Consider the following 23,340-nt stretch of genomic DNA (forward strand, 5'->3'; position numbering starts at 1 on the left):
ATAGGTATTTATAAAATGGATAATTTTTTTGAAATTTATATACTAGTTAAATCTGATAAAAAGTTTTCAAACATAACTCCATCATTTCTATCAGTGTCAAATTGAGATGTATAATTTATAGTTTTATATATGAAATCTGTTGCTGTATTAACAGCCACTCCTAAGTCGTGTTTATTTACTAACATACCACAAAGGATAGATGTGAATATGTCTCCTGTTCCACTATAAGAGCAGTTATTGTATTTAACTGATGTAAAAAATACATGGTCATTATCTCTATCATAGGCTAAATTTAATATATTATCATCTTCTAATATACCAGTAATAACAACCTTGCTAGGTCCTAAATCAGATACAGCTTTTGCAATATGTATAAGTTCTTCTCTATTATAGTCACTTTTTGTATAGTCATTTCCAGTTAAAAAACAAGCTTCTGTTAAATTAGGCGTAGTTAAATCTGAATGTTTAACTAATTCTTTGATTTCTTGTCTCATTTCTTCTGTAAAGATTGGATACATTACTCCATTATCACCCATAACAGGGTCAACTACGATAAAAGCATTAGGATAATCATTTATAAAATTAGCCACTATTTCGATTTGGTGTTTTGAACCTAAAAAACCACTATATATACTGTCAAAGTTGACTTTTAAATTTTTCCAAACATTTGAATATCTTACCATTTCATCAGTACAATCTAAAAAAGTAAATTCAGGATAACCAGTTTGACTTGAAAGTATAGCTGTTGGAAATGGACAACATTGAACCTTTAATGCTGAAAGTATAGGTATAGCAACTGATAATGAACATTTTCCTATTCCAGATAAGTCATTAATTGCTGCGACTTTTTTTTGCATAAAAAACCCTCCATTAGTATGTATTAATTATAATGATGCCAAAATATTTATATACATATATATTACTATAAAAAAAAGAAAAAAGTTGATTATAAAATAAAAAATTGTAAAAAAAACAGTGTATCGATACAATTAATTTTTAATATTGGACATAATAGAATAGAGAATTATTAAATATGAAAATTATTATATGTGACAGAATATTCTTTGTAATTTCATTTGTAAGGTGTACTATTTGGGAGGTGTAGCTTTGAAAATACTGAAAAATAAGAATAAGTACATCAAAGGTATAATGGCATTTGTATTTTTGTCTTTAGCTACTACAGCAGGTGTATTTCTAGTTAATGATTTAAGTATTAAAAATATGGAAGAAAAAGTCATAGAATCTGCAACTGTTGAAGGTGATGATGTAAAAGACCAATATAAACTATTGCTTGAAAACTTATTTGATTACAGAAATAAGGCAATATTAGAGAAAAATGAAAATATTTTAAAAGGTCTTTATGAGACAGATAAAAAGTTTGGTCTTTGGGCTTATGAAAATGAAGTAAAGAAGATGAAGTATTTAGAGAATTGGTCCAGTAAACAAGGTGTAAAATTTAAGGACATAAAAACAAGGGTTAAGGTTAAAAAGATAAAGGAAAAAGAAAAATACCTATATGGTATAATCTGCTCTGTATCGACTGAGTATAAATATTCATATGAAAATCAAAAGGACAAAGAAAATGTCTTTAGAATAGGTACATATCATTATCTAAATGTAAAAATTATGGATAATCAGTATGTCATAACTAAAGAGTGGTATACAGATCCTTTTGCAGATTCTTTAAATTTAGAAAACATAAAATCTGATGATATAAGAAACTATATTGGTCAACAAAATGGTGTAGAGTTACAACTTACAGATGAGCAAAAAAAGGCTATAGATTATGCACACAAATACTGTGGAGCAGCAGCTGATGAGGAACATGGTATGAAATTTAATCCAAACTATAGAGATTATAATCCAGAAGGTGGAGATTGCGCAAATTTTGCATCACAGATAATGTTTGAAAGTGGAAGGTTTAAGAAGAACTCAATTTGGAATTATAGTGAAAGAGCAGGTACAAAAGCATGGGTAAATGCACAAGCCTTTAAAAATTATTCTCTCTATAGCGGAAGAGGTTCATTAATAGCAAAAGGCTCCTATGAAGAAGTTTATAAACAGGCTTATAATCTACGTCCAGGAGATTTTGTCGGATATGAGAAAAAAGGCAGAATAACACATGTTTCAACAGTAACAGGATTAGATTCAAGAGGATATCCTTTGGTAACATGTCATAATACTGATAGAATGCTGGTTCCATGGGATTTAGGTTGGAGTGATAAGTCCATAAGATTCCATATAATAAAAATAAATTATTAAAAATCTATAAAGAAAAATAAAGTATAAAAGAGAATAATGGCTTAATATTATAAAGTAAAAAAAATGATTATTAATGTATAAAAATAATAATAATTGACAAACATAGCTATATATGATAGAGTAGTACTAAGGTTACAGAAAAGAGTAGCTAAATAATTGTGTTTTTTTAGGAGGATTTATTAATGAAAACTGGTGTAGTTAAATGGTTTAACAATGAAAAAGGATTTGGATTTATATCTGTAGAAGGTGAAGGAGATGTTTTCGTACATTTCTCAGCTATAACTGGAGACGGATACAAAACATTAGAAGAAGGACAAAGTGTTGAATTCGAAGTAGTAGATGGAGCTAAAGGTCCTCAAGCTGCTAACGTAGTTAGATTATAATTAAAAATTCATATATATTAGTGTTCTAGTAATATGAGAGATAAGCCGCTAATCATTTAGCGGTTTTTTCATTTTTTGTAAATAAAATAAATTGCAAAATAAATTAAATTTATTAAAATAAAAGCATTAATAATAAGATAAATATGTTAAAATTGATATTGTAGAGTAAATTTATTATGGCTAAGTTTAAGTCAATTGATTTTTAGTTAATTTTGCTAAAAAGAGAATAAGTGATACTGATAGACCATATAAAAATATTAATAAAGCATAAACAAGATTAAAATGACCAAAGGAAAAACGCTTGTTACAGCGTATAGTATTTAAGAATACTTAGAAAATAAGAAAGGAGAAAGTTACTGCAAAAAAGTAACATTATAAATATTCAATAATATTTATAAGTTTTCAGTAACGGTGGGTAGTGTAATGAACATATTATTCTTTCTAACACCAAAAAGTGAAGTGGCATATATATATGAAGACTACACTATAAGGCAAGCCCTAGAAAAAATGGAATATCACAAATACTCTGCAATTCCAATAATAAGTAAGGATGGTAAATACATTGGGACTATAACAGAAGGTGATTTTTTATGGACATTAAAAAACGACTTAAATCTGGACTTAAAAGGATTGGAAGATGTTCCTGTGACAGATATTAATAGAAAAATGGATAATTCTCCTGTTTCCATCAATGCAGATATAGAAGATTTAGTTATAAAATCTTTAAATCAAAATTTTATTCCTGTTATAGATGACCAAGATACATTTATTGGGATAATAAAAAGAAGAGATGTTATAGGTTATTGTTATGAGATAATACGAGGATATAAAAATCTAGCTAATGATAATTAAAAATCTTATTGAAATTTTTTAAGCTAAGTTCTTTATAATAAAAGAATAAAAATCTGAAATTAAAAATTAAAATTTTAATATAAGAAGCTGTCTTTTACAATAAAAATTGTGAAAAGACAGCTTTTTTTATACGCCGTTTTACGATTAATCGTTGTATTTTACAAGGTTTCCATATTTAGCATTAAGAGCATTTATTTTATTTCCATAAACCTCATTTTGCTTTTGGTATAATAAACTTTTTTCAACTTCAGCTTTAGCTTCATCAAATGAAGATTCTGTGCTTTCTTGAAGGTCTTCTAATTTTATTATGTGATATCCAAATTGAGTCTTAACTGGCTCACTTACTTCACCTTTAGCCATAGAGAATACAGCTTCTTCAAATTCAGGAACCATTTGTCCTCTACCGAATGTTCCTAAATCACCACCCATGTCTTTAGATGGACAAGAAGAATGTTTAACAGCTGCATCTTCAAAAGATATTTCTTCTGATTTTATTTGAGCAAGTATTTCTTTAGCTTTTTCATCACTATCTACTAATATATGTTTAGCAGTTGCACTTTCTGGCTTAGAGAAAGAACTCTTGTTAGCTTCGAAAAATTCTACTTTTTCATCTTCTGTCACATTAACACTAGATAAAACTTTATTTATAGCAAATTGCTTTAATACATTTTCTTCTATCTTTTTCATTTCTGACTTGAATATTTCTTCTTCATTTAATTTTTCGTCTTTAGCATCTAATAAGAATAATTCTTGGTTTACTAAATCATTTAACAAGTGCTTTTTACCTTCTTCAGTTTTAAATTGCATAGCTTGATAAGGGTCTAATGATTTTAATGCATTTTCAATATCAATATTAGTTATTTCTTTTTCTCCAACTGTTGCTAAAACTTTTTTTTCCATAATAGTTAACTCCTTTATAGTGTATTTCATTATTAATATAAAAACTACCATCTTAAATAATATCAGAAAACAATGTAGATGTCTAATATTTAAAGTCATATTAAGTCAAATAGAATTAAATTTAGTAGAACAAAGTTATTACAATCAATAAAAGTGAGCTCATAATACCTACCACACCCTCTTCATGTTTAAATTTAAGTGTTTTTACCATTGAGTAATAAAAATATATCCCAGTAAAAATTATCTTTAAATATAGGAAAGATAAACTCTTTGGATATATTAAAAAGCTAAAAAGAGTAAATATAAAAGCAAGTAGAGTACTTATCCTGTAAAAGAAATCTATTTGTGTAATGTCTTTATATTTTATCATAAACACTGAATATAAAATGATGAAACCAATTGCGACAATTGCATATACGGTAAATAATATGTTTTCAATAGTTCCATTTGAAATTACTATCCACTTATACCACATAATTGGCCAAAAAAATAATGCTAAGAACTTAAAATAATTATCAAACAACTTTTCTTTATACATTCATCAAACAACCTTTCTTAACAAAAGCATATATTTGTTTTTAGAATTTTAAATAATGTAATACCATTATTATATATTAATATTGAATTTATAGAAACCAAAATTTGTTAAAATAAATATATAGATTTTACTGTTAGATTAATTGAAATTGCTATTATTTTTATTATGAAATTGGATCAAATATGTAGAAATATGGCAAGTTGGTTAATATTAGATATTTATTGCTTCCAAGTGATAAAGACTGTTTTTTTAATGATAGGAATTCCAATCTTTTTTGAAAAAAATTAATATCTACATTAAATATATCTGCCATTTCGTAAACGCAAGTGATGCCAGAATTAATTATGTTTATTATATCTTCCTCAGTAATTAAGAATTCACAGGCCCATTTTAAGGCCTTATTTTCACATTTATCTATAACGATTTTTGTATAATAATCGTTATAAGAAGATACATAGTATCCAAAGCTAGTGAAATGATGACCAAGCTCCTCAGCTAAGATAGATGTAAGTTTTTTTGTATTTTGTTTTAAATTACTGAGTAATGATATGATTTTCATACCATGTTTATTTATATAGAGCCCTTCTAAATCACCTGCAATATAAGTGGTATAATGAATTATTATCTCTTCTTGAGACGCTAATTCAAAGAGCTTATCCAAATTATTCATAAAAATCCCCCTAAAATAGAATGTATGTTTGTTTTGAAATTATATTAAAAGAGCAGAAAAATAGACTGCTCATCATGTGGTTTATTTTTTTTTATATTTATTTAGTAAAAATTCTATATACTCATTAAGTTGTTCTTGTGCTTCTTCAGGTAATTCTTCATGTGGATTTTTTCTATGTGCAGCTACTGTGTCAATATTTTCCTTAACTAAGGTTCTTCCAAGAAGGTAATCAACTGACACATTAAACACATCAGCTAATTTATTTAAAATATGTTCATCAGGAAATCTGTTTTCTGTTTCATAGTATCCTAAGACTCTCTGAGAAACTCCTACTTTTTCGCCAAGTTCTCTTTGAGTCAATCCAAATTCCTTTCTAAGTTCTCGTAATCTTTTGGCAAACATTATAACACCACCTTATGTATAGATTATAACAAATTGTTCTAAAAAATAAAACTATGAAAGCATAAAAAGAATGTTTTTTTCTAAAATCTATTGATAAAGAACAAATAATTCTATATAATGTGAATATGGAAGAACAAAATATTCTTAATAGTGATGGAGGTATGAAGATTATGTTTAAAAACAATTTGAAATATTATAGAAAATGTAAAGGTATGACACAAATTCAACTTGCTAAAAAGGCAGGAATTACAAATGACTATATATCTCAAATAGAAAGAGGTATAAAAAATCCTGGACTTCTTATGGCTAAGAAAATTTCTAATATTTTAGAACAAAATATAGATGAAGTTTTTTTTATATAGTTATAGAACAAAATGTTCTTGAATGTTATAGGATTAGTAAAAAAGATATACAGTAAAGGGATTATTGCAAATTAGAAGTTAATAATAAGCTTATAAAAAGGAGAAATACTATGGAAAACAAAAAAGAGATATTATTTAAAGAAACAGATGAAAGATTACATAATTATAAATATTTGGATATAAAGATAAAGAACATTAATTTGGATATAAAAAGATGTGAGAATGAATACTCTGGATGTGGAGCAATGGTGTATAAAGAAAAAACTAGTGCTACATATAATATAAGTTCTTCTGTTGAAAATGAAGTTGTAAAAAAAGAAGAGAGATTAAGAAAGTTAAAGATGGAAAAAGAAGATATAGAAATAGAAAAAGAAAAGATAGAAAATGCTCTAACATGCCTAAATGATATGGAAACGGAATTTTTTAATCTTTTTTACAATAGTAAGACAAAAAATAATATGACGTATATTTCTATGAAATTACATTTAGATAGAACCTCTTGCTATAACTTAAAGAAAAAGATGATATTTAAATTGAACGAGATATTATAAAAAAATAGGACAAATCTTCAACACTTTATATACACCATTACAACAATAGACTATAAAATATGTGAGATAATGTTATTGTGAAAGAAATCCATATTGAAGGAGGTGATGAGTTGAAAAGAATGATATTACCTAAAAATATAGAAGATACTTGATAAGAATAAATGAGATGTGTATTTAAAAATGACTTATATCATTTATAGTAAGATTATCAGATTAAGCAAAAATATTTAGTGATAGAGTGGTGATTGTTTGCTTAAATACAAAGAAATAATAGAAACAATTATTGAGACTCTCAAAAAAAACTTTACTGAAAGTGTTTTTATTGATGATGAAAGTGTGCAAGGCTCAGAAGGGTCTTGTTTTTTTGTAAGTATATTGTCAGTTATTTGTACACCTATAATGTTAAATACAAATAACAAAGATATTGTTATCTCTATAAAATACTTGCCAAAACCACAATCAAACGGTATTAGAATGTATGAAGTCTCAGACGAATTAAATAAGCTATTCAACAGAAATATAAAGATAACAGATAGAAAATTAAATATAACAAAACTAGAACAAAGTATCAAAAAAGAGGAGTCAATATATACATTGAACTTTTCAATCACATTAAACTATCTTGATAGTGTATATGAAGAAGAAGTAGTATATGAAAATATGGAAGAAATCAATTTGAATTTAGGAGAGTGATAGTATGGCTATAGGATTACCAAGTATCAATATATCATTTAAGGAGTTAGCTACAACTGTTAAAGAACGTTCAGCTAGAGGAATAATTGCAATGGTGCTTAAAGACACTAAAGCACTAGGTTTTAATGAGATACATGAAAAAGAGGATATACCAGCTGATTTATCTGCTGAAAATAAAGAATATATAAATTTGGCTTTGATGGGAAATGTTAATACTCCAAATAAGTTATTAGCTTATGTAATAGATGGAGAGGCAGATATTCAAACTGCATTAGATTTTTTAGAGACTAAGGAATTTAATTATCTATGTATGCCTAAAGCAGTAGAAGTTGATAAGACTGCTATAAAAAATTGGATAATTAAACTTAGAGATACAGATAAGGTTAAAGTTAAGGCTATATTAGGAAAAGTTGTAGGAAATCATGAAGGTATAATTAATTTTACTACAGAAGATGTACTAGTTGGAGACAAGAAATATAGTGTTGATGAGTTTACAAGTAGAGTGGCAGGTATTATAGCAGGGACACCTTTAAGTCAGTCAGTAACTTATACTAAGCTTAGCGATGTAGTTGATATACCTAAGATGACTAAAATTGATGCAGAATCAAAGGTTAATAAAGGAGAGCTTACACTTATTAAGGAAGCAGGGGCTATAAGAATTGCTAGAGGAGTAAATTCTTTAACTGAGTTAACAGAAGAAAAAGGAGAACTGTTCCAAAAGATAAAAATAGTTGATACTTTAGATATTATACAAAGTGATATAAGAAAGGTTATAATAGATGACTATATAGGAAAGATTACTAACAGTTATGACAACAAATGCTTGTTGATAGTGGCTATAAAGAGTTATTTAGAAGAGCTAGAAAAATCTGCACTTATAGAATCTAATTCTACAGTTGAAATAGATTTTGAAGCACAAAAATCGTACTTGAAATCAAAGGGAGTAGATTTATCTTATATGACTTTACAGGAAATAAAAGAAGCTAATACAGGTTCTAAAGTATTTTTAAAAGCGAAAATAAAGGTACTTGATGCTATGGAAGATATAGATTTATCAATAGAGATATAGGAGGATTAATTAATATGGCAAATATGGAAGCTAGAAATGTAATGAGTGGTACTTGGGGAGAGCTTTGGCTTGATGGAAATAAAGTAGCAGAAGTAAAGAAGTTTCAAGCAAAGATGGAATTTACAAAAGAAGATATTATAATAGCAGGTCAAATGGGTACTGATACAAAGTATATGGGATACAAAGGAAAAGGTTCAATAACTTTATATCACGTCAGCTCAAGAATGCACAAATTAATTGGCGAAAAGATAAAGAGAGGTTCTGAACCCAGATTTGTTGCTATATCTAAATTAAATGATCCAGATTCTTATGGGGCAGAAAGAATAGCAGTAAAGAATATAGCATTTGATGATTTAACTTTAGCTGATTGGGAAGTTGGAGTAAAAGGAGAGATAGAAGCTCCATTCACATTTACTGAATATGACTTTCTTGATATAATTTAGTTTTACTTGGATAATTGTTAAATATAGATGGTTATTAAATATGTTTAGTTAATGGATATATGTAGTTATTTAATAGAAATTGATTGATAAAGGAGCAAATAATAATGAGTGAAAATGGATTATCAAAGAATGTAAATATAGTAGACTTACTTTTAAATACAGATACAGAAAATTTAGAAAGACCAAGTACGATAGTTGAACTTAAGAGATTATCTAATATATTTGGTCAAGAGTTTAAGGTAATGTGTAGAGCTTTAACAATAAGTAAGGATGAAGAAATACAAAACACTTGCCTTAAAATTGATGAAAATATGAAAACAGATATAGATTTACCAGAGATGCAGATGCTTACAGTAATAGAAGGTATTTGTGATTTGGATGGAAAGCTTCTATTTAAAAATAAGGAGTTAATGGAGAAATTTAAGGCCCCAACTCCAAAAGAATTGGCAAGAAAATTATTACTGCCAGGTGAAATTACTAACTTATATAGAATACTTCAAGATATTATGGGTTATGGTAAAAATGCAGTTATAGAAGAGGTAAAAAACTAATAGGGACGGATACCAAGACTACAATAATGTATTATTATTGGAAGAAAAAAGGTATTAGACCGTCCCTTTTTTATGCAATGGATAAAGGCGAATTAAAGCTTATTGAAGCTTTTTTCGCCTTGGAAATTGAGGAAGAAGTTGAAAAAATGAAACATGGATATGGAGTTTGTCCTTTGACAGGAGGTGATATATAGTGGGGAATGTAAAAGAAGAAGGTATAAATATGTATCTTACAGACAATTACACACCAAAAATGAATCAAATTATATCAGTAACTGACAATTTTAGGAGAGCAACTGTGGCTGTTTCGCTTTCAACTAATGTAATGGCTAATAGTATAAATAATTCTATTGGAAGTGCAAGTAGTAGAGTAAACAGTTTAAATTCTTCTTTAAGAAAAGTTCAGGTTGCTGCTAGTAGTGTAAGTTCTACTATTACAAAATTAAGTTCTAGTATTAATGCTGTTTCAGGAGCTATTGGGAGTTTAAACGGTAGTATTATGAGATTAGCAGTAACTATAGCTATGATTATTAATTATTTTAGTAAGTTGATTCAAAAGAAAAATGAGTTGAATTCAAATCTTATAATTATATTAATATTTAAAGCTAAAAGTGATGAAATAGAAAAAACTAATTCAAAAATAAGTTTATTAAAGAGCATTGCTTCTAATATAAGGTTAAAGATAGAAAGTTTTAGTGCAAAGAAAGCTATTGATAAAGTACTTGGAGGATTAAAAAAGCTTAGTGGAAGGATATGGGAAGTTGTAATAAAAACAAAAGATACTGCTAAGAAAGTGGTAAGTAGCCTTTTAGAAAAATTAAAACATCTAACTAAAAATCGTTGGCAAAGTATTGTTAATATTAAAGATATGGCAAGTAGTGTTATAGGTAGAATTTTACCTAAGTTAATGTTATTTAAAGGTTCTTTTTGGAATGGTGTAATAGCTATAAAAGATATGGCAAGTAGCATTATAAGTAGAGTATTTCCTAAGTTGAAATTGTTTGCAGGTACGGTATGGAAAGGTGCAATAGCTGTAAAGGATATGGCAAGTGGAATACTTGGTTCAATAAAAGGGAAGATATCTGACTTGACAAATGGAGCTACTATAGGTGTTGCTATGAAAAAGGGTGTTGACTTAGTTGGCCAAGAACAAAATCAGAAAGTACTTTTAGAAAATATAATGCAGAGGAATACTGGTAGAGCGGGAGTGAGCTATGTTGATAAGTATTATAGTGATTTAGAGAACTTTTCATTAAGTACCCCTTTTGACCCTAAAGAAGTTATTTCAATGGGAACTAAAGCAATGATGCTTAGTAATGGAAATCGTGATAAAGCTGATGACATAACTAAAGCTATGGTAGGTGTTAGAGCTTTCAATATGGATACAACTAGCGACCAAGATGTATCAGCAGCTTTTGTGAGTGCTTCAAGAGGAAATATGGAGGCTATTAATACTTTAGTAGGAGAAAATTATAAAACATTTGATGAAGCTATAAAAGGTATAACTGAAAAGCAGGGTGCATTAGCTGGGAAAATGGCAAAAACAATACCAGGTTTGATAGCTAGTGCACAGACCAGTATCGATTTAGGTTTAAAACATATGATGGAACCATTTGATGGTGTTTTGAAGCTTAGTTTAAATAAAATTGATACATTTATAAAAAAAGCATTCAAAAATTTAAGTGATTTTTCACAAAAGATAGCTAATGTAATGAATGGTGAGATAATTATTGGTAACAAATATGACCAAATGCAGTTTAGAAGTATGAAAAGTGGCAAAGAGTTTTCTGATTCTAGTCAATATCGAATCTCTAATGTAGTTGAAAAGCGAAAAATGATGTCTGAAAATAAACAAGAAAATTTTGAGAATCATGCAGCGACAATGATAGGAAATGCACCAAAAGCAATTGTTAACACAGGAAGTATGTTAATGCAAAATATTGACTTTACTGCATTAATAGATTCATTATTTCCAGTAGTAAACTTAGTAAATAATTTATTAGATAATATAAATAATAAATCACCAGTTGCACAAGGCTTAATAAGTATATTTGGAACAATAGTAACTACAGCATTTCAATTAATTGGACCTGTAGTTGAGGCTGTTAGTCCTATTATTACGAGAATTTTTTCTTTTTTAGGTGAATATGCTCCTCAAATAAACAATTTTATAGAGACACTGGGTGTTATTTGGGAAACAGTTTGGGCAACGATAGGACCAATTTTAGAGGATGCTTGGATTATTGTAGAACCAGTCTTAGGAGGTCTTTTTAATCTATTTAATGATATATGCAATATTATAAAAGATGTTTGTAAATGGTGGCAAAATTTAGTTGAAAAAATTAATAAAAACCCAATTATTGATACAGTTAGATCTATAATTGATGATTGGAACTCGGGGACAAGTAAATCTGGAGGAAACGCATTTGGATTAAACTATGTACCTTATAATGATTATTCAACAAGACTTCATGAGGGTGAGATGGTCTTAACTAAACAAGAAGCAAATCAATATAGAAGTGGAAAAAGTGGTGGAAACATAAGCATAGCAAAATTAGCTGACACAATAGTAATTAGAGAAGAAGCTGATATAGAAAAAGTTACATCAAAATTAGTTTCAAGTATAAAAATAGCACAATTAGGAGGGGTATTATAATGGAAATGTGGCTTAGACAAGCAGAAGATAGATTTAGATTTCCAGTATTTCCATCATCTTTTAGTATTAATGGAAAAGCTGCTGTAAATTCCTCTAGTATACTCAAAATAGGTGAAATAGCCACTTTTGGAGGTGTAGCTCTTAAAAGTATTTCAATATCTAGTTTTTTTCCAAATAAAGACTATACTTTTTGTGATTATACAGGTTTTCCATCACCTTATGACTGTGTAAATAAGATTGAAAAATGGATGAAGGAAGGCTTTATACTAAGATTTACAATTACAGAAACCAATATAAATATGGAAGTCATAATTGAGGGTTTTAGTTATGAAGAAAAAGATGGAACTAGAGATGTATATTTTACATTAGATTTAAAGGAATATAAAAGGATAAAAATACCAAAAGTAACTCCAAAACAATAACTATTATGGATAATAAGTTATAAATAACTGCTGACAGAGCTAAATGAAAAGGCAGGTGATTTTTTATTATTAAAATTTGGGTACACATAAAAAATGGAAGTATCTATGATATTACTGATATAGTAAATAAAGTCTCTTGGTCAGGTGATTATAAATCTCCATCAAGAACACTAGAATTTTCAATAATCCAATCTTCTTTTGATGTAAATTTTCAACAGATAGATATACCAATAGCTAGTACGATTTGTTTCTATGTAGATGAGAAAGAACTCTTTAGAGGAATGATAATTAATAGGTCTAAAGATTCAAGTAGTAATGAAATTAGTTTTGTATCTAAAGACATGGGATTTTTACTTACACAAAGTGAAGTATCATGTAATTTTAAAGACAAGTTAGTTGAAGATATAGCAAAACAAGTATTTGCTGAAAATAGACTTGCAGTTGGGACAATAGCAAAGACCAATGTCAAGTACACAAAGATGTTTATAGGTGTAACTGGTTATGATACCATAATGAGTGCATATACAGAAGCAAGTAAGAAGACTAAGAAAAAATACATGATAGAAGCTAATTTAGATAAGTTTAATGTTATTGAAAAAGGAACTATAACTTTAAGTGTTATGTTTGAAGAGGGATTTAATATTATAAATACTACTTTTTCAGAAAGTATGGAAAATGTAAAAAATAAGGTGATAGTAGTAGACCAATATGGAAGTAAAATTAGTGAAAAAATAGATAATGAAGTTTTTAAAGAAGTAAACGTAATAATGCAAAAAGTAATTCAGCAACAAGAAAATCAAGATGTAGATGTGGATAGTGAATTTAAAGGGATAGAAAAAAGCTGTTCTCTTAGAGGTTATGGAGATGTAAGTTGTATAACTGGCAGAGGTGTAAAAGTTAAAGATTCTTATACAAAGCTTGTGGGATTGTTTTATATAGATACAGATAAACATACATGGCAAAATGGAGAGTACCAAATTGAACTTGAACTTAACTTTCAAAATCTTATGGATGAAAAGTCAGTAGGACAAGATGAACCTAAGGAAGAAAGTAATTTAGGTGGAGATGATTATACAGGAGGAACAGAATTCTCAGCTGTATTTACAGGTTATTGTCCTACCAAAGCAGAAGGTGGAGACACAGATTGTAGAGAAAAAAAATTAGACCCATCTAAAAAAACTTGTGCAGCACCTATGGTAGATGTCTATGACCAACCTCATTATAGTAAAGACTTTCTTTCTAAACATCCAAGGTTAAAATATGGAGATAAGATACAAATAATAGGTACTAAAAACCGTGATGGAATTTACACAGTAAATGATAATGGACCAAAAATAATCATAGAGAAAAATGGAAAATATCATATAGACATTCTATTTGGTAACCAAAAAGAATCTGACAATTTTAAGGAAAATGGAAAAATAATTATTGGTGGAAGTTATTCATCTAATACAACTGGAAAAGCTAAACAATTAATAAATCTTGCATTTTCTAAAAAAGGATGTAAGTATGTTTGGGGAGCTACTGGCCCAAATACATTTGACTGTAGCGGATTTACTCAATGGTGTTATAAAAATGCATTGGGAATAAAGATACCTAGAGTATCTAGAGAACAAGGTCGTTTAGGAAAATCAGTTGAAAAGAAAAACTTACAACCAGGAGACTTAGTTTTCTTTTCTAGTGAAGGGCCTAAAGGTACAATAAACCATGTTGGTATATTTATAGGTAATGGAGAGTTTATTCACTCGCCAAAGACTGGTGATGTAGTTAAAGTATCTAGCCTAAATGGTAGCTATTACAATAAAAATTATATAACAGCTAGAAGGTATTTATAAAAAGGTGGTGATATAATGGCAAATCCGATTAATGAATTTATAGGAATAATAAGAGAAGAAGGAAAGTATCATAATCAACCTTCTTTTTTTATTGGAAAAGTTAAAAATAAATTACCAGATTTAAAAATAGAAACAAATAACATTATATTAGAAAAAGAAGATATCTTAATAGATAGTTGGATGCTTGATAGACAGATAGAATTATTTGATACAGAAACAAGTCAAGAACATAAACATGAAATAAAAAATCCCTTTATAGATACTTTTGAATCTGGAGACACAGTAATAATGTTTAGAATAGGTGAGAAATTTGCTATTGTAAGTAAGTTGGTGAGCTTATAATGAGTACAATATTCCCTTTTATAGGTGTACCAGAAGATTATATCTTACCTAAAGCAGAAGAGCTACCAATCTTTCGTGAAGTAGCATGGGATTTTGAAAAAGACCAACCTATTTTAGAAAAAAGTGATTTTAAAATAGTTGAGAAAAAAGAAGCTTTAAAAGTTTGGATATACAAGTGCATAAAAACAAATAGGTATGAACATGAGATATACTCTTTAGAGTATGGTACAGAGCTTTCAGAACTTATAGGACAAAAGTATACAAAAGGTCTTACAGAAAGTGAAGCTAGCAGATTTATAAAAGAAGCTCTTTTAATAAATCCATATATATTAGAAGTAAATGTAAAAAGTGCTAACTTTAACAGAGACATATTAAGTGCAAATGTAAAAGTATCCACTATCTATGGGGAGGTGGAATTAAATGTATAGTGACCAGACATATGAAGTAATAAAAAATAGAACTCTTGAAAATATCAAGCTTGATATTTATAAAGGTGAGGGTTCTTTTATAAACAACATGGTATCTGGAAATAATCTAGAACTCGCAAAAATGTATATGGAACTTTCTAAAATACATAAAATGGCTTTTATACAAGATACATATAACCAATTTCTTGATAAAAGAGTTAATGAATTTGGTGTATATAGAAAGTTGGGAACTGAGTCAAATGGAGAAGTTGAGTTCATTGGAGAGAAAGGAACTGTAATAACTAATGGCACAGTAATATCATACAGAGATTTACTATTTGTAGTAATAAAAGATGTAACTATTGGTAGTGAAGAAGGTGATAATAGCCCAGTTCAAGCTCTAGAAGTTGGTAAGAGATATAATTTACCTACAAATTGTGAATTTAAATTAACCGATAATATATCTGGAGTAATTAAGATTATTAACACTAAAAGTTTTGAAGGTGGTACAGATATAGAGACAGATGAAGAATTAAAGGAAAGATTTTATAAAATACAGAAAAATCAAGCTACAAGTGGAAATAAAGCTCACTATGAAGAATGGGCTTTAGAGGTAGATGGAGTCTATAATGTGAAGGTTTATCCAAGATGGGATGGTCCAGGAACTATTAAAGTTTTGATATTTGGTAAAAACAATCAAGCTGTTGATACAGAAACAATTGAAAGATGTCAGCAACATATAGATGAAGAAAAACCTATTGGACCAACTGTAACAGTTGCAACACCATTACCAATAGAAATAAATATAAGTGCAGTAATGAAACTAGAAGATGGATATACATTAGATAATGTCAAAGAATCTTTCTTAGAAAGTATAAATTCATATTTTAGAGAGATTAGAGGAGAAATAATATATACAAAAGTCATGGGGATACTTATAAATACTGCTGGTGTGCATGATTTAAGTAACTTACTTATAAATGGAAGCACAGATAATATAACTATTAATGAAGATAAAATACCAAGTGTAACATCTGTTGATTTTAGTGAGGTGGAAAATCAATGAAACTAATTGATAAACTACCATCATTTGATAGAAATCGCATTGTAGAAGAGATACAAGGCGCATATGATATAGAGTTAAATATTCTTAAAGAAGATATTGATGATACTTTTGACCAATTATTTGTTGACACTGCAACATGGGGATTAGATATGTGGGAAGATATACTCTGCATTGAAAAGAAAGACCTTGGTTTTGAAGCAAGACGTAATAATATAAAAGCCAAAATGAGGAGCAGAGGTACTAGTACTATTGAAGTTATAAAAAATATATGTGAGGCATATACAAAATCAGAAGCAGATGTAAAAGTTTATAGTGATGAATTTACATTCGTATTGAGTTTTATAGCAAATAATTGTGACTATAAAACTCTTTTAGATTGTAGTGATATGATTGAAAAAGTAAAACCTGCTCACTTAGTACACTATTTAGAGCCCATAATACTAGATAAAAGTATGGTCTATTGTGGTGGAGGTATGGTTTGTAGTGAGGAAGTAAAAGTTCATCCATATTTTGAACCAATTATAAAATGTAGTGCTGTTATAAATTGTGGGGCTGGAATGCTAAGTAGAGAAGAAATAAAGGTTTATCCTTTAAGTATTAAGTATATTGAAAGTAATTGTAAGATTAATATAGCTATTGCAAATGATACAGGAGTTGAAAATGTAGTAGTTTATCCTAAACAGGAGGTGGTATAGTTGGAAGAAAAATTTTATATAATATTAACCAAAATTGGTAGAGAAAAAATAGCAAATGCAACTGCGCTGGGAGAACTTGTAGGATTGACAAAGTTTCAAGTTGGAGATAGTAATGGAGAATATTATGAGCCAACAGAAGAACAAACTGCTTTAAAGAATGTAGTTTGGGAAGGAAATATAAATTCTTTAAGAATTGATGAGAAAAATCCTAATTGGATAGTTATAGAGACTATTTTACCAGGAACAGTTGGTGGATTTATGATAAGAGAAGCTGCTGTTTTGGATAATGAGAACAATATAATAGCTATAGGAAAATATCCAGAGACGTATAAGCCACGTGCTGAAGATGGTAGTATTAAAGACTTAGTTGTAAAGATGATTTTACAATTGTCTAATACTTCAAATGTGACATTAGAAGTAGACCCAACGCTGGTTTTTGTGACTCAAAAGGATATTCAAGATTTGGATGATAAGTTTAATAATAATATAAAAGAAATAAAAGTAAAAATTGGGGATGTAAATATATTAACTACAGATTCTAAAAATTTATCAGGGGCTATAAATGAAGTAGTTAAAAAAATAGAAAATATATCTTTTGACGATGTTATAAGTGGTCAGATACAAACTGATATATCAGTTCTAAAAAATAGCTATAACAAATTATCTGAAAAAGTATTAGATATATTAATATACTTAGAATTAGAGTCAGAAGTAACTGTAGATGAAGCTGGTTACTGGTATGATACATTGGCAAATGGAAACAACATAGTAGCTATAGAAGGTCTAAAATTAGATTTAAATAGAAAGTGTATAACAGGCGAAGTTGGTAATGTGGTTTTTAGAGATGTGGTATTACCATTTAGTGCAAATAGAGTTAGATATATACATGATATGGACAATAATTTTGTTGAGACAAAATCTAGTAATACTTATTTAAAAGAACAAAAAGATATAACTCTAAATAAGTATTCATATGAAATAAGATAAATAAAGGGGGTAGTTTTGATAATGAAGCAAAATAAACTTTTACAACGTGGTGCTTATTTTAACGATAAGAACATACTGGTTGATGATTTTGATAAAAGATATAACGATTATGATTTCGTAGAATTTTTTGCTGGTATAAGTAATAGTACCTTTGGATTAAAGTCAGATGGTAACTTATATGCTTGTGGAGACAACACAGGTTTTCAATTAGGTGTGGGAAAAGATTCATCAGAAAGAAGGATGTTTAGCAAAGTAAAGATTGACAATGTAAAATATGTATCTTGTGGCTCAAAGCATAGTGTAGCAGTGACTAAAGATGGATTTGCATATGGAGCAGGAACAAGTAATGTAGGTCAATTGGGAGTAATTGAGTCTACAGTATATTATGAATTTACTAAATTACCAATAGATGATGTAAAATCTGTTGCATGTGGTTATGACTTTACTTTTGTACTTAAAAATGATGGAACTCTATATTCAGTAGGGTTAAATTCAAGTGGTCAACTTGGATTAGGTGATACTAATAATAGGGCTACTTTTACTAAAGTAAATATAGATAGTGTAAAGGATGTAGTAACTTATAATCAATCTGTATTCATTATAAAAATGGATGGAACAGCACATGCTTGTGGGTTAAATTCAAGTGGTCAATTGGGAATTAATAGTACTTTGAATAAAAGTGTCTTTAATAAAATAGAAGGTATGGACAATGTAAAACAAATAGCATGTGGTAGTAGTCATACAATACTTATTAAAAATGATGGAACTATGTATACTACAGGTGCTAATGGTTATGGTCAGCTTGGTACAGGAAATAATAATAATTCTATTGTATTTACTCTTTCGAATATAAATAATGTTAAATACGCTTCTTGTGGAAATAATCATACGATGATATTGAAATATGATAATACTTTATTTAGTACAGGACAAAACAATTATGGTCAACTAGCAAATGCCAATAAAGATGTAGCAGCAAGAAATACTTTTGCTAAGATTAATTTAGAAAATATAAAAGATATTAAGTGTGGCTCTCAATCTAATTTTTTAATAAATGCTTCAAAAGAGATATTTGTATGTGGATGTAATTTATCAGGTCAACTTGGTTCATTCTTTCATACAACTTTTTTATATGAGTTTTCAAAGGTACAATCTTCAAATTTAGATAATTATTCAGGATTATTGGTTAATGATGATTATTTATATGTTACTAAAGATAATAGTGAATTTTTAAATGTAAAGTTAAGTGATAATTTTCAGGATTATAAGAAGATAGAATTAACAGATAGCAATATGTTTATTGTTATGAATGATGGAACATTGTATGCTTGTGGGTTAAATAATTATGGACAGTTAGGATTAGGAGATAATGTTAATAGGTCAGTTATGACTAAGGTAGATATAGATAATGTTTTGGATGTAAAGGGAAGCGGAAGTTCTACTTTTGTGCTTAAGAATAATGGAACTTTATATTCTTGTGGATACAATAGTTCTGGTATATTGGGATTAAAGGACAATACAAATAGAAATATATTTACAAAAATTGAGATAGAAAATGTAAAAGAATTTTGTGTAGAAAGTAATTATATTGTAGCATTAAATCATTCAAAGGAATTATATGCTTGGGGAAATGAGTCTTATATAGTTTATGGTAATAGTAAAAATTATCCATTTAAAGATACTAGAGTTAGTAATGTAGAAAAAATAGCTACATGGAGTAATACTATGTATATACTAGATTCAACTGGGGTTGCAAAGACTATAGGATATTCTTACAATGGTAGTGGTGGATATCCGGCACCTAGTACTAGCTCATCATATCAGAGTAATGGATATAATACATGGAATATATCATATAGAACATTAGAATTTTATAATACAACTCAAACTAAATTAATAAATTTATTTGCTTTTTATCATGGATGTATGTTTTTTGACGAAAGTGACCGAGCTTATTGTATTGGTGAAAATAATATGAAATTTACAAGTTCTTCTCAAATAACTCCAGAATATGGATTAAGATTTAGTAATAGCACAGGTGTATATCATACAAGTTCAGATGGGGGAGAATATACTTGCTATCAATGGACGCATAAACTAATTCGTTGTTCAGTATTTGATAGTTCAAAAAGTATTATAGGAAATAATAAAAATATTTTATCTTTGTTAAAAAATAATTCTACATTTAGATGCACAGGAAGTTGTTTGACCTATGGGAAAACTAGCCAAAGTTGGTCTAGTTATCTTGATGATAATTGTAATGGTGCAGTAGTATTAGGAAATGAATTTATACTAAAAAATTATTCTGGAGAAAGTTTATTAAAAGGATATGGGAAAGCTAATAATGGAGAATTTGGGAATTTAATAAATATAGACAGTACAAGTAATTATGATACAGGATTAAAAGAAATAAAAGATATAATTATAAAAAATAATACAGTAGTAGTAGTAGATAAAAATAATAACATATATGTAACAGGAATGAATCAAAATAACAAACTAGGTATAGGAGAATATAACAATGAACCAGTAAAAAAATTCACAAATATAACTGAACAATCAAACTCATTTATATTTATGGATGATATAAAAGAAATTACAACATCAAGAAATACAATGTTTATAGTCAAAAATGATGGAACAGCTTATGCCACAGGAAACAATAGTTCTGGACAATTAGGTCTAGGAGATACAATAAATAGAAATAAATTCACTCAAATAAATCTTGATAATATAAAGAAAATATCAACAAGTATAGATGGGAACACAACATTTGCAATAAAAAATGATGGAACTCTATACTCTACAGGATTAAATACCAAAGGACAGTTAGGATTGGGTGATATAGTAAATAGAAATACATTTACCAAAGTAAACATACAAAATGTAAGAGATGTAGTCTTAGGCACTACTCACTCACATGCAATTAAAGATGATAACACACTATATTCATGTGGAGAAAATACTCATGGGCAACTAGGTCTAGGAAGTGAAAGTAATCATCCAGATGTACTAACATTTACTGTAAATAACATAACTAATGTAAGGGATGTATACTGCTCAGATACAACAACATTCATTGTAAAAGATACAAATATTGCATATTGTTGTGGATACAATAATAATTCACAATTAGGTATGGGAAATACTACTGACCAATATAGTTTTATAAAGTGTATGGAAAATGTAAAAGAAGTCATACCAAATGAAATAAATACTTATATAATAACAATCTATAATACTGCATATAGTACAGGGCTAAATACTGACTATTGCCTAGGACTAAATAGTAATAGCAACCAAAGTGCATTTTCTGAAATTCCAATTTCAAATGTAGTAAAAGTAGCTCCAAATAGAAATAATGCAGTACTTTTACTTACAAGCGAAGGTGATGTATATACTGCAGGTAAATGTAGTAATGGTTCAGGTACAGGAAGTGAAACACCAGAAAAGATTAAAAAAATAGCATCAAAAGCAAAAGACATAGGTATGAGTTATAGATGTGGATATTATGTAAGTGATAATGGTGATTTATATGGCACAGGTTCAAATGCTTATGGGCAATTAGGTGTTGGTGATGTAACTAAAAGAGATACATTTGTAAAAACAAATACAAGAGTAAAGAAAATACTTCCTTTAGAATATGCAAATATAGCAATAAAAGATACTAATGATATATATATTTGTGGCTTAAATAATTCTGGACAATTAGGTGTTGGAAATAGGTACGATAGTAGAAATAATGATAATCGAATCTTTAACTATAAACACATGAACTTTGTAATGGGCGATATAACATCTATTAAAAATAGACACAACTTCATACTTCTAAATAATAAGATAGTTATACCAACTACAAAAGATATTGACTATGGTCTTGTATTAGGAAATTTATATAAAGGAGACCTTTATACTGAACTTCCATATGAAAATATAAAAGAGGTGTCTATTTCTAAAACTCATATTATTATATTACTTAATGATGGAACAATGTACGGATGTGGTACAAACTATCATGGAGAGCTATTACAAGATTTATCTATAAATCAAGTAGATGAATTTGTACAGATTAATGTATCAGATGTAAAACATGTTTCATGTGGAGATAACTTTACTTATTTTATAAAATCTGATGATAGCCTTTGGTCAATTGGGAAAAATTCTGAATATCAGTTAGGTATAGGTCATAATAATCCAGTTAGTGAATTACAAAGAATTACAACTGTATCTAGCTGTAAAGAGGTACATTGTGGTAAAAACTATACCTTAGTAGTAACTACAGGGAATGAATTATTTGTACAAGGATATAATGACAAGGGTGCCCTGGGATTGGGAAGTGATAGTGAAAATACTATAATCAAGTTCTTCACAAAAGCACTAGCAGATATAAGAGAAATAAAGTCATATGGAAGTGACCATATATTAGTACTTAAAAATGATAATTCAGTGTGGGTCACTGGAAAAAATAGGGATGTTTATAAGATTGAACAACCAGTAGAGTTTTTAAAAGAATTTACTATAGTACCTATTTCTGAAGATGTAAATACAGTGAAGGATGTACTTGTAACAGACAATACATTATATATTATATCAGAAGTAGGAACAACAAATGCTGCTATAGAAATTACTGAAAAGTCAATTTCATCAATTAAGATAAAAATACAAGACCCAAATAAAGATATAAGCAGAATAGAGATGCTTATAAATGGAGAAAGCATAAAATCTGTAAGTGATTTAACTACTGAGAAGATATCATTTGAGATACCAACAGATAAAATTAAAATAGGAGAAAATAAAATATTATTTAGAGCTTATTGTAAAGGTGATGATTTATATGCATCTTTATTTATTTTTAAAGAGAGTACTGGTAATTCTATAATTAAAGACTCTTATGTTATGATAGGAAATAGAATGTATAAGGTAGTCAATACAACATCTAATGAACAAGATATTACGATTACACTAGATAGAGGACTTGAAGAAGATTTAAATCTTGGAGACCCTATATATCAATTGATAAATAAAACTAAGGTTCAAGTAAAAATAAATAAATCTGACTTATTCAAAGATATGAAACTAGTTGAAATTAAAAAATCAGACTCAAGTTATCAAGAAATATATGAATTAGAAGAAGCCAATATAAAAAGTGCTCAACCTAAAATCATAGTAGAAAAAGGAGATAAATGGACAGCTATAAAACGTCCATCTATGATTTTTAGATATGATGCTGAAAACAACGAGCCACAAGCTTAAA

General features: G+C 28.3%; 23 protein-coding genes. 19 read left to right on the forward strand and 4 right to left on the reverse strand.

Going from position 1 to position 23,340, the window contains the following annotated elements:
* Positions 1-35 precede the first annotated feature (35 nt).
* Complete coding sequence (locus KGF38_RS09860; RefSeq protein WP_074178914.1) at positions 36-857, reverse strand: pyridoxamine kinase; 822 nt, start codon at positions 855-857, stop codon at positions 36-38.
* Positions 858-1,107: 250 nt separating this feature from the next.
* On the opposite strand from KGF38_RS09860, the gene KGF38_RS09865 reads away from it, so the two are divergent.
* From KGF38_RS09865 to KGF38_RS09875, 3 genes are all read left to right on the forward strand, one after another.
* Positions 1,108-2,262 carry an amidase domain-containing protein gene (locus KGF38_RS09865; RefSeq protein ID WP_074178915.1) on the forward strand — a complete coding sequence of 385 codons (1,155 nt, stop codon included), beginning with the start codon at positions 1,108-1,110 and terminating at the stop codon, positions 2,260-2,262.
* Between the two features lie 182 nt (positions 2,263-2,444).
* A complete protein-coding gene (locus KGF38_RS09870; protein WP_003419624.1) occupies positions 2,445-2,645 on the forward strand; it encodes a cold-shock protein in 201 nt (66 codons plus the stop codon).
* A gap of 423 nt (positions 2,646-3,068) precedes the next feature.
* Positions 3,069-3,497 carry a CBS domain-containing protein gene (locus KGF38_RS09875; protein WP_021384091.1) on the forward strand — a complete coding sequence of 143 codons (429 nt, stop codon included), beginning with the start codon at positions 3,069-3,071 and terminating at the stop codon, positions 3,495-3,497.
* A gap of 144 nt (positions 3,498-3,641) precedes the next feature.
* On the opposite strand, the gene KGF38_RS09880 is transcribed toward KGF38_RS09875, so the two are convergent.
* From KGF38_RS09880 to KGF38_RS09890, 3 genes are all read right to left on the reverse strand, one after another.
* Positions 3,642-4,397 (reverse strand): peptidylprolyl isomerase, encoded by a 756-nt coding sequence (locus KGF38_RS09880; protein ID WP_054269837.1) that lies wholly within the window; start codon positions 4,395-4,397, stop codon positions 3,642-3,644.
* Positions 4,398-5,098: 701 nt separating this feature from the next.
* Complete coding sequence (locus KGF38_RS09885) at positions 5,099-5,605, reverse strand: ImmA/IrrE family metallo-endopeptidase (RefSeq protein ID WP_054269839.1); 507 nt, start codon at positions 5,603-5,605, stop codon at positions 5,099-5,101.
* 81 nt (positions 5,606-5,686) lie between these two features.
* Positions 5,687-6,007: an XRE family transcriptional regulator gene (locus KGF38_RS09890; protein WP_054269840.1), complete on the reverse strand. Its 321-nt coding sequence runs from the start codon at positions 6,005-6,007 to the stop codon at positions 5,687-5,689.
* A gap of 125 nt (positions 6,008-6,132) precedes the next feature.
* Between KGF38_RS09890 and KGF38_RS09895 the strand changes: the two genes are divergently transcribed.
* The 16 genes from KGF38_RS09895 (at position 6,133) to KGF38_RS09970 (ending at position 23,339) form a co-directional block, all read left to right on the forward strand.
* Positions 6,133-6,369 (forward strand): helix-turn-helix domain-containing protein, encoded by a 237-nt coding sequence (locus KGF38_RS09895; RefSeq protein ID WP_227832323.1) that lies wholly within the window; start codon positions 6,133-6,135, stop codon positions 6,367-6,369.
* A gap of 110 nt (positions 6,370-6,479) precedes the next feature.
* Positions 6,480-6,920: a hypothetical protein gene (locus KGF38_RS09900; protein WP_054276336.1), complete on the forward strand. Its 441-nt coding sequence runs from the start codon at positions 6,480-6,482 to the stop codon at positions 6,918-6,920.
* Between the two features lie 249 nt (positions 6,921-7,169).
* Entirely contained in the window at positions 7,170-7,613 is a 444-nt protein-coding gene (locus KGF38_RS09905; protein WP_054269843.1) for a DUF6838 family protein, read from the forward strand.
* A gap of 4 nt (positions 7,614-7,617) precedes the next feature.
* A complete protein-coding gene (locus tag KGF38_RS09910; protein ID WP_074178916.1) occupies positions 7,618-8,682 on the forward strand; it encodes a phage tail sheath subtilisin-like domain-containing protein in 1,065 nt (354 codons plus the stop codon).
* Between the two features lie 14 nt (positions 8,683-8,696).
* Positions 8,697-9,125, forward strand: a complete 429-nt coding sequence (locus tag KGF38_RS09915; protein ID WP_003419646.1) for a phage tail tube protein — start codon at positions 8,697-8,699, stop codon at positions 9,123-9,125.
* Positions 9,126-9,229: 104 nt separating this feature from the next.
* On the forward strand, positions 9,230-9,676 hold the full coding sequence (locus KGF38_RS09920; RefSeq protein ID WP_054269845.1) for a phage tail assembly chaperone: 447 nt from the start codon (positions 9,230-9,232) through the stop codon (positions 9,674-9,676).
* Positions 9,677-9,702: 26 nt separating this feature from the next.
* Positions 9,703-9,870 (forward strand): hypothetical protein, encoded by a 168-nt coding sequence (locus KGF38_RS09925; RefSeq protein WP_054276339.1) that lies wholly within the window; start codon positions 9,703-9,705, stop codon positions 9,868-9,870.
* Positions 9,870-12,332, forward strand: a complete 2,463-nt coding sequence (locus KGF38_RS09930; RefSeq protein ID WP_074178917.1) for a hypothetical protein — start codon at positions 9,870-9,872, stop codon at positions 12,330-12,332. Before KGF38_RS09925 ends, KGF38_RS09930 begins: the two co-directional genes overlap by 1 nt.
* Positions 12,332-12,754, forward strand: a complete 423-nt coding sequence (locus KGF38_RS09935) for a phage baseplate protein (RefSeq protein ID WP_054276341.1) — start codon at positions 12,332-12,334, stop codon at positions 12,752-12,754. Before KGF38_RS09930 ends, KGF38_RS09935 begins: the two co-directional genes overlap by 1 nt.
* Positions 12,755-13,035: 281 nt before the next feature.
* Positions 13,036-14,589: an NlpC/P60 family protein gene (locus KGF38_RS09940; RefSeq protein ID WP_074178918.1), complete on the forward strand. Its 1,554-nt coding sequence runs from the start codon at positions 13,036-13,038 to the stop codon at positions 14,587-14,589.
* A gap of 15 nt (positions 14,590-14,604) precedes the next feature.
* Complete coding sequence (locus KGF38_RS09945; protein ID WP_074178919.1) at positions 14,605-14,931, forward strand: DUF2577 family protein; 327 nt, start codon at positions 14,605-14,607, stop codon at positions 14,929-14,931.
* Entirely contained in the window at positions 14,931-15,359 is a 429-nt protein-coding gene (locus KGF38_RS09950; protein WP_054276344.1) for a DUF2634 domain-containing protein, read from the forward strand. Before KGF38_RS09945 ends, KGF38_RS09950 begins: the two co-directional genes overlap by 1 nt.
* Entirely contained in the window at positions 15,352-16,404 is a 1,053-nt protein-coding gene (locus tag KGF38_RS09955; protein WP_074178920.1) for a baseplate J/gp47 family protein, read from the forward strand. The genes KGF38_RS09950 and KGF38_RS09955 overlap by 8 nt, the downstream gene beginning before the upstream one ends.
* The gene (locus KGF38_RS09960; protein WP_074178921.1) at positions 16,401-17,099 is read left to right on the forward strand and encodes a putative phage tail protein; all 699 of its coding nucleotides are present in this window, start codon (positions 16,401-16,403) and stop codon (positions 17,097-17,099) included. Before KGF38_RS09955 ends, KGF38_RS09960 begins: the two co-directional genes overlap by 4 nt.
* On the forward strand, positions 17,100-18,086 hold the full coding sequence (locus tag KGF38_RS09965) for a phage tail protein (RefSeq protein WP_054269854.1): 987 nt from the start codon (positions 17,100-17,102) through the stop codon (positions 18,084-18,086). It abuts the gene before it with no gap.
* A gap of 21 nt (positions 18,087-18,107) precedes the next feature.
* Entirely contained in the window at positions 18,108-23,339 is a 5,232-nt protein-coding gene (locus tag KGF38_RS09970) for an RCC1 domain-containing protein (RefSeq protein ID WP_074178922.1), read from the forward strand.
* Position 23,340: the final 1 nt, after the last annotated feature.

It is taken from the genome of Clostridioides sp. ZZV14-6387 (genome assembly GCF_020657835.1).
GTDB classification, from domain to species: Bacteria; Bacillota; Clostridia; order Peptostreptococcales; family Peptostreptococcaceae; genus Clostridioides; species Clostridioides difficile_A.